The sequence below is a fragment of the Microbacterium sp. KNMS genome, assembly GCF_053851835.1.
In genome coordinates this window covers 49,168-62,151 of record NZ_JBSQBP010000004.1, presented here as the reverse complement: position 1 = coordinate 62,151, position 12,984 = coordinate 49,168, and the positions used below count along the sequence as shown (strand labels likewise).

The 12,984-nt window shown below is 68.4% G+C and carries 10 protein-coding genes; 9 read left to right on the top strand and 1 reads right to left on the bottom strand.

From position 1 onward, the window contains the following. Window positions 1-15: 15 nt before the first annotated feature. From rpoC to ACWXWW_RS03810, 5 genes are all read left to right on the top strand, one after another. Window positions 16-3,891, top strand: coding sequence for a DNA-directed RNA polymerase subunit beta' (gene rpoC / locus ACWXWW_RS03830; RefSeq protein WP_271174458.1), 3,876 nt, complete (start codon window positions 16-18; stop codon window positions 3,889-3,891). Between the two features lie 129 nt (window positions 3,892-4,020). Next, window positions 4,021-4,200, top strand: coding sequence for a hypothetical protein (locus ACWXWW_RS03825; protein WP_271174459.1), 180 nt, complete (start codon window positions 4,021-4,023; stop codon window positions 4,198-4,200). A 95-nt stretch (window positions 4,201-4,295) separates the two neighbouring features. Next, complete coding sequence (locus ACWXWW_RS03820; RefSeq protein WP_455968853.1) at window positions 4,296-5,552, top strand: ABC transporter; 1,257 nt, start codon at window positions 4,296-4,298, stop codon at window positions 5,550-5,552. After that, window positions 5,549-6,034, top strand: a complete 486-nt coding sequence (locus ACWXWW_RS03815) for a hypothetical protein (RefSeq protein WP_455968851.1) — start codon at window positions 5,549-5,551, stop codon at window positions 6,032-6,034. The genes ACWXWW_RS03820 and ACWXWW_RS03815 overlap by 4 nt, the downstream gene beginning before the upstream one ends. 45 nt (window positions 6,035-6,079) lie before the next feature. Beyond that, on the top strand, window positions 6,080-6,751 hold the full coding sequence (locus ACWXWW_RS03810; protein WP_282980224.1) for a spermidine/putrescine ABC transporter substrate-binding protein: 672 nt from the start codon (window positions 6,080-6,082) through the stop codon (window positions 6,749-6,751). Window positions 6,752-6,828: 77 nt separating this feature from the next. On the opposite strand, the gene ACWXWW_RS03805 is transcribed toward ACWXWW_RS03810, so the two are convergent. Continuing rightward, on the bottom strand, window positions 6,829-7,218 hold the full coding sequence (locus tag ACWXWW_RS03805; protein WP_271174463.1) for an META domain-containing protein: 390 nt from the start codon (window positions 7,216-7,218) through the stop codon (window positions 6,829-6,831). 174 nt (window positions 7,219-7,392) lie between these two features. Here ACWXWW_RS03805 and ACWXWW_RS03800 point away from each other — a divergent pair, with 174 nt between their 5' ends. From ACWXWW_RS03800 to fusA, 4 genes are all read left to right on the top strand, one after another. Next, entirely contained in the window at window positions 7,393-9,510 is a 2,118-nt protein-coding gene (locus ACWXWW_RS03800) for a hypothetical protein (protein WP_455968849.1), read from the top strand. Between the two features lie 299 nt (window positions 9,511-9,809). Beyond that, entirely contained in the window at window positions 9,810-10,178 is a 369-nt protein-coding gene (gene rpsL / locus ACWXWW_RS03795; RefSeq protein WP_018171438.1) for a 30S ribosomal protein S12, read from the top strand. Between the two features lie 5 nt (window positions 10,179-10,183). After that, the gene (gene rpsG, locus ACWXWW_RS03790; RefSeq protein WP_271174465.1) at window positions 10,184-10,654 is read left to right on the top strand and encodes a 30S ribosomal protein S7; all 471 of its coding nucleotides are present in this window, start codon (window positions 10,184-10,186) and stop codon (window positions 10,652-10,654) included. 92 nt (window positions 10,655-10,746) lie between these two features. Next, window positions 10,747-12,861, top strand: coding sequence for an elongation factor G (fusA, locus tag ACWXWW_RS03785; RefSeq protein ID WP_282980231.1), 2,115 nt, complete (start codon window positions 10,747-10,749; stop codon window positions 12,859-12,861). Window positions 12,862-12,984: the final 123 nt, after the last annotated feature.

Genomic DNA, 12,984 nt, shown 5'->3' with positions numbered 1-12,984 from the left:
AATACAGGAGAACTAGTGCTCGACGCAACAACTTTCGATGAGCTTCGCATCGGCCTGGCCACCGCCGACGACATCCGTCGCTGGTCCTTCGGCGAGGTCAAGAAGCCCGAGACCATCAACTACCGCACGCTGAAGCCGGAGAAGGACGGCCTCTTCGGAGAGCAGATCTTCGGTCCTAGCCGCGACTGGGAGTGCGCCTGCGGCAAGTACAAGCGCGTCCGCTTCAAGGGCATCGTCTGCGAGCGCTGCGGCGTGGAGGTCACCAAGAGCTCCGTCCGCCGTGAGCGCATGGGCCACATCGAGCTCGCCGCGCCCGTGACGCACATCTGGTACTTCAAGGGCGTCCCGTCGCGCCTCGGGTACCTGCTCGACATGGCGCCGAAGGACCTCGAGAAGGTCATCTACTTCGCCGCCTACATGGTCATCTCGGTCGACGAGGAGGCGCGTCACCGCGACATGCCGACTCACGAGAACAACCTGCGTCTCGAGATCAAGAACCTGAACGACCGTCGTGACTCGCGCATCGCGGCTCGCCTCCAGAAGCTGGAGGAGGAGCTCGCGGCTCTCGAGGCCGAGGACGCCAAGGCAGACCAGAAGAAGAAGGTCCGCGACGCCGCCGAGAAGGAGATGGCGACCATCCGCAAGCGCGCGGACGAGTCCATCGCCAAGCTCGAGCGGATGTGGGAGGAGTTCCGCTCCCTCAAGGTCGGCGAGCTCAAGGCGGAGGACGACGTCTTCCAGGAGCTCCAGGACCGCTTCGGCCAGTACTTCGAGGCGCACATGGGCGCCGAGGCGATCCAGCGTCGCCTCGCGGAGTTCGACCTGGAGGCCGAGGCCGAGTCGCTGCGCAACCAGATCGCCGAGGGCAAGGGCCAGCGCAAGATCCGTGCGATCAAGCGCCTCAAGGTCGTCAACTCGTTCATCTCGACCGGCATGACGCCGGCCGCGATGGTGCTCGACGTCGTCCCGGTCATCCCGCCGGAGCTGCGCCCGATGGTCCAGCTCGACGGCGGGCGCTTCGCCACGAGCGACCTGAACGACCTCTACCGTCGTGTGATCAACCGCAACAACCGTCTGCGCCGCCTTCTCGACCTCGGGGCTCCCGAGATCATCGTGAACAACGAGAAGCGCATGCTGCAGGAGGCCGTCGACGCGCTGTTCGACAACGGCCGCCGCGGTCGCCCCGTCACCGGCACCGGCAACCGCGCCCTGAAGTCCCTGAGCGACATGCTCAAGGGCAAGCAGGGTCGCTTCCGCCAGAACCTGCTCGGAAAGCGCGTCGACTACTCGGGCCGTTCGGTCATCGTCGTCGGCCCGCAGCTCAAGCTGCACCAGTGCGGTCTGCCCAAGCAGATGGCGCTCGAGCTGTTCAAGCCGTTCGTCATCAAGCGCCTGATCGACCTCGGTCACTCGCAGAACATCAAGGCCGCCAAGCGCGCGGTCGAGCGCACGCGTCCCGAGGTGTGGGATGTGCTCGAGGAGATCATCCGCGAGCGCCCGGTTCTCCTGAACCGCGCCCCCACGCTGCACCGTCTGGGCATCCAGGCGTTCGAGCCGCAGCTCGTCGAGGGCAAGGCCATCCAGCTGCACCCGCTCGTCTGCGCGGCGTTCAACGCCGACTTCGACGGCGACCAGATGGCCGTCCACCTTCCGCTGTCGGTCGAGGCCCAGGCCGAGGCGCGCATCCTCATGCTCGCGTCGAACAACATCCTGAAGCCGTCGGACGGCCGTCCGGTGACCCTGCCCTCGCAGGACATGATCATCGGCCTGCACCACCTGACCACGCTCAAGGACGGCGCGACCGGCGAGGGCCGCGTGTTCGGCTCGGTGTGGGAGGCGCAGCTCGCCAAGGAGGAGGGCACGCTCGACCTCCAGGCGAAGGTCCGCATCCGCATCCCGGGTCTCGAGTTCCTCGAGGGCCAGGCTCCGGAGGGCTACGACAAGCACGGCCTCGTCGACACCTCGCTCGGCCAGGCGATCTTCAACGACCAGCTGCCGAAGGGCTACCCCTTCGTGCGCGAGCAGGCCGACAAGGGCAAGCTCTCGCAGATCGTGAACAAGCTGGCCGAGGAGTACCCGAAGGTCGTCGTGGCGGAGACGCTCGACAAGATCAAGGACGCGGGCTTCTACTGGGCCACGCGCTCGGGTGTCACGGTCGCGCTCAGCGACGTGCTCACGCCGCCGAACAAGGCCGAGATCGTCGCGCGCTACGAGCAGCAGGCCGCGAAGGTCACCGCTCAGTACGAGAAGGGCCTCACGACCGACGAGGAGCGCCGCACCGAGCTGGTCCGCATCTGGACCGAGGCGACGGACGAGATCCAGAAGGAGATGCGCGCCAACTTCCCGGCCGACAACACCATCAACCGCATGGTGTCGTCGGGCGCCCGTGGTAACTGGCTGCAGATCCGGAACATCGCGGGTATCCGCGGTCTGGTGAACAACCCGAAGGGCGAGATCATCCCCCGCCCGATCATCTCCTCGTACCGCGAGGGCCTGTCGGTGGCGGAGTACTTCATCGCCACGCACGGTGCCCGCAAGGGTCTCGCCGACACGGCTCTCCGTACGGCCGACTCGGGCTACCTCACGCGTCGTCTCGTCGACGTCTCGCAGGATGTCATCATCCGCGAGGAGGACTGCGGCACGTCGAAGGGCCTCGAGTACCCGATCGCCGCGGCCGACGCGTCGGGCGTGCTCGTGCGCGACGCGAACGTCGAGAACTCGGTGTTCGCCCGCAGCCTCGCGGTCGACGTGGTCGGGGAGGACGGCACCGTCCTCGCGCAGGCCGGCCAGGACGTCGGCGACGTGCTGATCGACCAGCTCGTGGAGTCGGGCGTCACCTCCATCAAGGTGCGCTCGGTGCTCACGTGCGACTCGGCGGTCGGCGTCTGCGCCCGCTGCTACGGCCGCTCGCTCGCGACCGGCAACCTGGTCGACATCGGCGAGGCCGTCGGCATCATCGCGGCCCAGTCGATCGGCGAGCCCGGCACGCAGCTCACGATGCGCACGTTCCACACCGGTGGATCGGCGTCGGCAGACGACATCACGCAGGGTCTTCCCCGCGTGCAGGAGCTGTTCGAGGCCCGCACCCCGAAGGGCGCTTCGCCCATCGCGGAGGCGGATGGCCGCATCACGATCGAGGAGACCGAGAAGCAGAAGAAGGTCATCCTCACGCCCGACAACGGCGACGAGCCGCACGTCTACCCGGTGCTGAAGCGCGCGACGCTTCTCGTCGAGGACGGCCAGCACGTCAAGGTCGGCGACCCGCTTCAGGTCGGCACGCTCGACCCGAAGGAGATCATGCGCGTGCAGGGTGCCCGCGAGGTGCAGAAGTACCTCGTCGGCGGCGTGCAGGGCGTGTACCGCTCGCAGGGTGTGCCGATCCACGACAAGCACATCGAGGTCATCGTGCGCCAGATGCTGCGGAAGGTCACCGTGGTCGACCACGGCGAGACCGACCTGCTGCCGGGCGAGATGGTCGACATGCGCCGCTACCAGGACATCAACCGCGCGGCGATCGCCGAGGGCAAGCGCCCCGCGTCGGGTCGTCCCGAGCTGATGGGTATCACGAAGGCGTCGCTCGCGACGGAGTCGTGGCTGTCGGCCGCGTCGTTCCAGGAGACGACGCGCGTGCTCACCGAGGCCGCCATGCAGGGCAAGCGCGACCCGCTGATCGGTCTCAAGGAGAACGTCATCATCGGAAAGCTCATCCCCGCGGGGACGGGCCTGTCGAAGTACCGCGATGTCGTGGTCGAGGCGACGGAGGAGGCGAAGAGCGAGCGGTACCCCAACCGCATCTTCGCGTCGGACGGCGCCTACGCCGAGGGCGACTACTCGTTCGTCGACTTCGACGCGTTCTCGACCGACGACTTCACGCCCGGGACGTACAACTGATCCGGCTGTGAAGCATTGAGGAGGCCCCGGGGTTCGCCCCGGGGCCTCCTTCGTCGTCCGGGGCCGGATGGCCCTCGCGGCAGACGCGTGTCGCGCGCGGGCGCCGGGTGCGGGCTCTACCCTGGTGCCATGGCGATCGGGGGACGCAATCTCGCAGCCACGTGGATCGCGGGGCTGCTCATCGTGGGGATCATCGGCGCGATCCTGTGGGTCGCGTTCCCGTCGCTGCACATCGTCGGCGACTGGGTCGTCGCGGCGGTCGACTTCTTCTTCGACTGGCTCCGCTCGATCACGCCGACACGCCCGTAGAGCCCGACATTCCGCGGCGAGGCTCCGGCGACACGCCGCGCCGCGTAGGTATTCTCGCGGGCAGGGGAGAGTCCCCGTCGTGAGGAGTGCTTCTGATGAGCGACGCCCAGGGTTCGAACGGCGGACCGCGCAACGGCGATCCCATCGAGGAGTCGGCACCCGCCGACGCGCCCGAGACCGCTGTGCCCGAGTACGACGACGCCCGCGCCGCCGAGGCGTGGTCGCCCGCGGATGGCCAGGGCGCGGAGAGCGCTGAGGTGGCGAACTCGGACGAGCGCGTCGCGGGCACCTTCACGGAGTCCGCGGAGCCCGCCCCCGCGGCGCCCGCGTCGAGCGAGGCCCCGGCGGACGACTCCGAGGCAGGCCCTGCCGACGCGGCCATCCCGGCGGCGTCCTCGGACGAGCCCCACGTGCCGGCCGCTCCCGAGGACGACGCCACGGCCGCCGCTGCGCCCGTCGCGGACACTCCCGCCGATGCAGCCGCGTCCACGCACATCCCGCCGGTCGACAACGACCACGACGGCGAGCCCGACTACGCGGCCCTGGCCGCCGAGCTCGAGGAGTTCGAGCGCCGCAACGCGGACGCGAGCGACTCCTTCTCCGCACCGGGCGCCGCAGGGCCCACGGCCGCGGGCGTCGCAGCCGCGGGTGCCGCCGACGCGCAGGACAAGCGGAACGACCCGTGGTTCGAGCCGGCCAAGACCGAGACGTTCTCGGCCTCGGAGCCGGCCGTCACGGCATCCGAGCCCGTGGTCGAGCCGCAGACGACGGCTGCCCCGGTCGCACCCCAGCCGATCTTCGTGCAGGCGCCCGAGCCGCCGAAGGTCCGCGGCAACCGGGGCGCGGCCGGCCTCATCGGCCTCGTCGCCGCGATCGTCTTCGCCATCCTCTACTTCGCCGCGACCCTCGGCTGGCGCCTGCTCGCAGGCGAGGCCGAGCTCGCGACCATCGCCGAGCCGGCCCTCGCGCTCCTCACGAGCTTCGAGTTCTGGGTTCCCGTGGTCGTGTTCTGGCTCGGCTTCTGGCTGCTCGGCGCTCTCGTGAACCGCGCTCGCTGGGGCAAGTGGGTCATCTTCGGCCTCCTCGTGGGCGTGATCTCCTACGGCGGGCACCTCCTCGGCCAGCTGTTCCAGGCGCCGTTCTGGATGCTCACGCCGTCGCAGGGGTCGGAGCTCGTCACCGAGAGCCTGCTGTCGCCGGTCGCGATCGTCGCGTTCATCCTCGGCCGCGAGATCACGATCTGGTTCGGAGCCTGGGCCGCCCGCCGCGGCGCCAAGGTCACGGCGCAGAACGCCGAGGCTCAGGCCGAGTACGAGCGCACGCTCGAGGCAGGTCCGCAGCTCTCGCAGTGACCGCACCTCTTCGCGAAGGCGAGGGGCTTCCCGCAGGGACGCTCCTCGCCTTCGCTGTCGCTGCCGACGGCGCGCTCGTCGTCTGCGGGCTCGGCTTCGGCAGCCTCCTCACGGGCAGCGATGTCATCGAGACGCCGGGCATCGGGATCGTCCCGGCCGCTCTCGCGGTCGTGGTGAGCATCGCGGTGTTCGGCCTCGCGCTGTGGCCCGCGCTGCGCATCCCTCGCCCGAGCTTCGTCCGCGTGATCGGGGTGCTGTTCGCATCCGCCGCGGCCTACGGCGCGGCGCTCTGGCTGCTCGCGCTCGCGTTCGGCGCGGGGATCGCGTCGGCGACGGCCGCGGTCGCCGACGTGACGATCGGATGGCCGGTGCCGGTCATCGCGGGCGCCGCGGCGGTCGCGGCCTGGGGCGCGATCGCCGTGCGGCGCACGCGCGCGCGGCGCCCTCTCTGGCCGTGGGAGCGCCACGATGACGACGAGTAGCCGAGAGTCCGCACCGCGAGAGCCCGGGCGTCATACCCTGTGATCATGGAGCGCGCGCTCGACTCGCAGGTGGCGCAGGCGGTGGATGCCTGGCTCCGCTGGCTGCCGCGCTGGCAGCCTGCGACGCACCGCGGTCGATCCGCGCCCTGCCGCCGCTGCTTCGGCTCGCCCGTGCTCTCCGCCGCGGGGGTCGGATCGGATGTCCCGCACGGCGTCCAGCACGGCCTGTCGACCCGGATGAAGAAGATCGTCGACCTCGCGGTCGCCGAGTACACCGCCCGGAACCTGCCGCTTCTCCAGCTCGAGCTCGACCAGCAGGCGGCGCGGAATCAGGCGCGCTCGTATCGTCCGGGGGAGGACCTCGCGCCGGAGTACGAGGGGCTGCCGCTCGATCCGGACCCTGTGCCGGGCGCCCCGTTCCTCTTCACGATCGAGGGGCTCGCGAGCGAGGCCGACGCCGAGGTGCCGAGCCTGCCGCCGCTCTCCGACGAGGCCAAGGAGGCTCTCCGCCGCGAGGTCGGCCTGGCGGACGAGTATGCGAACCTCGTCGGGCGGGAGATCTGCTCGCTGCTCCTGGGGCACCGACTGCGGATCCAGGCCGCGATCGTGGAGTTCGTCGAGCCCCAGGTCGAGGCCATGCTGGCCGAGCTGACGCGCTCCCTCGACACGCCGTTCGGCCCCGACGACTTCCTCTCCGGGCCGGGCAAGACCCCCTGAAACGCGACATCCCCGCCTCCGAGGAGACGGGGATGTGTCCATTTCGATGGGCAGTTGTACCCATCGAAATCGTCGAATCAGCTCTCGCGAGCGAGCGATCCGAGCGGCTCGCCGGTCTTGTCGAAGACCTCGAGAGTGGTCTCTCCGACCGTGATCGTCTTGACCTTCGAGAGCCACGTGTCGACCCCGGGGCAGCCCTTCAGCGTGCTCGCCGCGAACGTCACGGTGACGGTGTCGCCGTCCTGCTCGTAGCGGCCGCCGATGCCGTTGCACCCGTCGTTTCCCTGGAATTTCCCGTCCTCCGAGAAGGTCAGGTACGGCTCGTTCTCCTCGCTGCTCTGCCAGGTTCCGACAACCGAGTTCACGTCTTCCACCCCTTCTCCGCTGGTCGCGTTCGACGCGCAGCCGGCGAGCGCGAATCCCGCGAGCATCATCGCCGCTGCGGCCGTGATCCGCTTCCTGACCATGTCGTCCCCCGTTCATGTCGGCGAATGTGGACTTGCGTTTCATAGTAGGTGTGCGGATACTCTGGGTTCGCTGTGTCTCTCCCGAGAGACCCAAGCTTCCGGGGGCTGTGGGCCGAACCATGCCTGGACCCCTGTTCCGAGAAGTTCGCACAAACGAGATCTGGGGGACTGGGTTTGAAGTCTTCAATTACGCGCGTCGCGCGTCTGGGAGCGCTGGGCGTCGCATCGGCGCTGGCGTTCGGCGGTGTCGCCGCGACGTCGGCGACCGCCGCCGAGGGCGCGGTCGCGCCGACCGAGGGAGAGGCCTTCGAGGCGCTCGCGCTCGACCTGTTCAAGGACGAGGCCGTCACGGGCGTCCTCCACGACGGCGCGGGCAACGTCGTCGTGCAGCGCCTCGAGGAGACCGCGGGCTCCGCCTCGGCCAAGATCGACGCGTCCGCCGCGGCTGCGGAGATCGCCGGCGCGTACGAGAACGTGAAGATCGTCCCGGTCACCGAGGACGAGCTCGCCAAGCCGACCGCCGCGACCGACGTCGTCGGCGGCTACGGCATCGGCCTGTTCGACAACTCCGGCAGCGGCGGCGTCTGCTCGGTCGGCTTCCCCGCGTGGACGCCCGACGGCAAGCCCGCCGTGCTCACCGCCGGCCACTGCACGGGCGATGGCGCCTACAACAACGTGTACCTCACCGACCCCAAGGGCGACACGGCCGGTGGCGGCGCGGAGGACCTCTCGACGGTCACGCCGACGCACGAGGTCGGCCAGGTCGGCTTCAACCAGTTCGGCGGCTCGGGCAACACCGCCGGTGAGCCCGGCAACGCGACCGACATCGCCGCGATCGACGTCACGAACGCCGACCTCGACCTCATCGCCGCGATGACGGACTGGACGAACACCGACGACCTGTCGGCATCGCTCGCGTCGAACATCACGGGCGTCGGCACGGCCGAGGTGGGCCAGACGGTTCAGCGCTCGGGCCGCACGACGGGCTACTCGTCGGGCGTCGTCGACACCGACCAGATCAACCCCTACGTCGACTACGAGGGCTACATCGAGGTCGACGGCCGCCTGGTCAAGGGCTTCTCGGCCGCGACCGAGGTCATCCCGGGCGACTCGGGTGGCACCATCCTCCAGGGCAGCACCGCGGTGGGCGTCGTGACGGCCACGTTCGAGTTCAACGGCGAGCCGCACATGTGGGGCGCCGACCTCAAGACGGGCCTCGAGGCCGCGGCCGGCTACACGGTCAAGCTCGACCTGCCCGAGGCGAAGGTCACCTCGGTCAAGGACGGCGCGAACGTCTCGTGGAACGCCGAGCTCTCGGGCACGGCCGGCGCGAACGCCGAGGTCGAGTACGCGTTCGTGAAGCAGGGCGCGAAGGCGTCCTGGGAGAACAGCGCGAAGACGAAGGCCGACGGCGAGGGCAAGTGGACGCTCACCGGTCCCGCGACCCCCGGCGACTACACGATCTACGCCCGCTCGACGAGCGGCTTCAACACGTCCGACGTCACGTCGATCGACGTGCAGGTCTTCCCGACCGCTCCCGGCATCACCTCGCCCGAGAACGGCAAGACCTACACCGACCCGGTGACGAAGATCACGGGCAACGCGGCGCCGAACACCGAGGTCACGCTCTCGGGTGACGTCAACGCCAAGGTCACGTCGGACGCCGACGGCAACTGGTCGCACAGCGTCGACCTCGCCGACCGCCGCGAGTACACCGTCAGCGCGCAGCAGACGATCAACGGCAAGACCTCGGACCGCACCACGGTGACCTTCACGGTCGGCGCGGCTGCTCCTGCGGCGCCGGAGTTCATCAACCCGGTCGACGGCGGCTCGTACGTCGAGGGCCAGGTTCCGACGACGATCACCGGCACCGGCACGAACGGCGCCACGGTCGAGCTCCGCGTGGGCGACAAGGTCGTCGGCACGGGCACGGTCGACGCCAACGTGTGGTCGATCAAGATCGAGCAGCTGCCGGTCGGCGAGCACAAGCTCGCTGCTCGCCAGATCGTCGACGGCGTGGCCAGCACCGACGCCGTGATCACCATCACGGTGACGGCCGCTCCGCAGGAGCCGCAGCAGCCTGAGCAGCCGCAGGGCGAGGAGAGCCCGACCCCGGCTCCCCAGGACCCGCAGCAGCCCCAGAAGCCCGAGCAGGAGAAGGACGGCAAGCTCGCTCCCACGGGCGCGGAGTTCAACGCCACGGCTCCGATCGCCATGGGCCTCGGCCTCGCGGTCGTCGCCGGCGGTGTCCTCCTCATCGCGCGTCGGCGTCAGCTGAACTCGGAGCGCTGAGCACGAGTTAGCGCATAGCGCAGAAGGGGCGTCCCGTACGGGGCGCCCCTTCTTCGTGCGTGCGGTACCACGGACCGCGCCGCGGCCATCCGATCGCCGTTTGACCGCGTGTCGCGCGACCCGTATCATGGGACGGGTGTGCGTACACGCGTCTGCGTGCGTGCCCACGATCGGGATGGGCCTGCGAACAGGTCACCCCCACGGCATATCCACCAGAAGTCTCTCGCTCTTTCGGCGTGGGGGTGGGTTTTCGTGAAACATCACGCGCTGTCACCGTGCAGCAACGAACAAGGAGAAACGTGCCAACTATTCAGCAGTTGGTTCGCAAGGGCCGTTCGCCGAAGGTCTCGAAGACCAAGGCTCCGGCGCTGAAGGCGAACCCGCAGCAGGCGGGTGTCTGCACCCGCGTCTACACGACCACGCCCAAGAAGCCGAACTCGGCGATGCGCAAGGTCGCCCGTGTCAAGCTGCGCAACGGCACCGAGGTCACCGCCTACATCCCCGGTGAGGGTCACAACCTTCAGGAGCACTCGCTCGTGCTCGTCCGCGGTGGTCGTGTGAAGGACCTCCCCGGTGTGCGCTACAAGATCGTCCGCGGTGCGCTCGACACCCAGGCCGTCAAGAACCGTAAGCAGGCGCGCAGCCGCTACGGCGCGAAGAAGGGTTGAGTTAGATGCCTCGTAAGGGTCCGGCCCCCAAGCGCCCCGTCGTCAACGACCCGGTCTACGGCGCCCCGATCGTCACGCAGCTGGTCAACAAGATCCTCGTCGACGGCAAGAAGTCCATCGCCGAGCACATCGTCTACACCGCTCTCGAGGGTGTGGCCGCGAAGAACGGCCAGGACGCTGTCGCCACGCTGAAGAAGGCGCTCGACAACGTGCGCCCGACGCTCGAGGTCCGCAGCCGCCGCGTCGGCGGCTCGACGTACCAGGTTCCGGTCGAGGTCAAGCCTCACCGTGCCAACACGCTCGCTCTGCGCTGGCTCGTGAGCTACGCGAAGGGTCGCCGCGAGAAGACGATGACCGAGCGTCTCATGAACGAGATCCTCGACGCGTCGAACGGCCTCGGTGCCGCGGTCAAGCGCCGCGAGGACACCCACAAGATGGCCGAGTCGAACCGCGCCTTCGCGCACTACCGCTGGTAGGAAGCGCCCCGAGCCGGTCCCGGATCGCTCCCCGGGGCATCCGGGGCCGGCTTCCTGCTTCATTCCCTCTCCACACGTAAGGAAGAACGCAAGTGGCACAAGACGTGCTCACCGACCTCAAGAAGGTCCGCAACATCGGCATCATGGCGCACATCGATGCCGGTAAGACCACGACGACCGAGCGCATCCTGTTCTACACGGGCGTCAACCACAAGATCGGCGAGACCCACGACGGTGGCGCGACCACCGACTGGATGGAGCAGGAGCAGGAGCGTGGTATCACCATCACCTCCGCCGCTGTGACGTGCTTCTGGGACAAGAACCAGATCAACATCATCGACACCCCCGGTCACGTCGACTTCACCGTCGAGGTGGAGCGCTCGCTCCGCGTCCTCGACGGCGCGGTCGCCGTGTTCGACGGCAAGGAGGGCGTCGAGCCCCAGTCCGAGACGGTGTGGCGTCAGGCCGACAAGTACAACGTCCCCCGCATCTGCTTCGTCAACAAGATGGACAAGCTGGGCGCGGACTTCTACTTCACGGTCGACACGATCATCAACCGCCTGAAGGCGAAGCCGCTCGTGCTGCAGCTTCCCATCGGTGCCGAGAACGACTTCGTCGGCGTCGTCGACCTCGTCAACATGCGCGCACTCACGTGGCCCGGCGACGCCAAGGGCGACGTGACCATGGGCGCCAAGTACGAGATCGGCGAGATCCCCGCCGACCTCGCCGACAAGGCTGCCGAGTACCGCGAGAAGCTCCTCGAGACCGTCGCCGAGAGCGACGACGTGCTGCTCGAGAAGTACTTCGGCGGCGAGGAGCTCACGGTCGACGAGATCAAGGGCGCCATCCGCAAGATGACGATCGCCAGCGAGGTCTACCCGGTCCTCTGCGGCTCGGCGTTCAAGAACCGCGGCGTGCAGCCCATGCTCGACGCGGTCGTGGACTACCTCCCCTCGCCCCTCGACGTGCCGGCCATCGAGGCCCACGACCCGAAGGACGAAGAGAAGATCATCGAGCGTCACGCCGACCGTGACGAGCCCTTCGCGGCTCTCGCGTTCAAGGTCGTCTCGCACCCGTTCTTCGGCCGTCTGACCTACATCCGCGTCTACTCGGGTCACCTCGAGTCGGGTGCGCAGGTCGTCAACTCGACCAAGGGCAAGAAGGAGCGCATCGGGAAGATCTTCCAGATGCACGCCAACAAGGAGAACCCGGTCGAGTCGGTCACCGCGGGCCACATCTACGCGGTCATCGGCCTCAAGGACACGACCACGGGCGACACGCTCAGCGACCCGAACAACCAGGTCGTCCTCGAGTCGATGACGTTCCCGGAGCCGGTCATCGAGGTCGCGATCGAGCCCAAGACGAAGGCCGACCAGGAGAAGCTGGGTCTCGCGATCCAGAAGCTCGCGGAAGAGGACCCGACGTTCCGCGTCGAGAACAACGCCGAGACCGGTCAGACCGTCGTCAAGGGCATGGGCGAGCTGCACCTCGACATCCTCGTGGACCGCATGAAGCGCGAGTTCAAGGTCGAGGCCAACGTCGGCAAGCCGCAGGTGGCGTACCGCGAGACGATCCGCAAGGTCGTCGAGCGTCACGACTACACGCACAAGAAGCAGACCGGTGGCTCGGGTCAGTTCGCGAAGATCCAGTTCAAGCTGGAGCCGCTCGAGGTGACCGCCGACAAGACCTACGAGTTCGTCAACGAGGTCACCGGTGGCCGCATCCCGCGCGAGTACATCGAGCCGACGAACCAGGGCTTCCAGGACGCGATGAACACCGGCGTGCTCGCCGGCTACCCGATGGTCGGCGTGAAGGCGACCCTCGTGGACGGCGCATCGCACGACGTCGACTCCTCGGAGATGGCGTTCAAGATCGCCGGTTCGATGGGCTTCAAGGAGGCCGTCCGCAAGGCGAACCCGGTCATCCTCGAGCCGCTCATGGCCGTCGAGGTCCGTACGCCCGAGGAGTACATGGGCGACGTCATCGGCGACCTGAACTCGCGTCGTGGCCAGGTCCAGTCGATGGAGGACGCTCAGGGTGTGAAGGTCGTCAAGGCCCTCGTCCCGCTCTCGAGCATGTTCGGCTACATCGGCGACCTGCGTTCGAAGACGTCGGGCCGTGCTGTCTACTCGATGGAGTTCGACAGCTACGCCGAGGTCCCGAAGGCTGTCGCCGACGAGATCATCCAGAAGGGCAAGGGCGAGTAATTCGCCCGAGCCTCATGGCTCGCCGGGGCCGGCTGCGTGGCCGGCCCCGGCACCTCAAAACTTCATAACGAGTCTCTACTAGACTGTGAAACATCCCCGTAGAGGCCCGGTCGCAATCCGGCG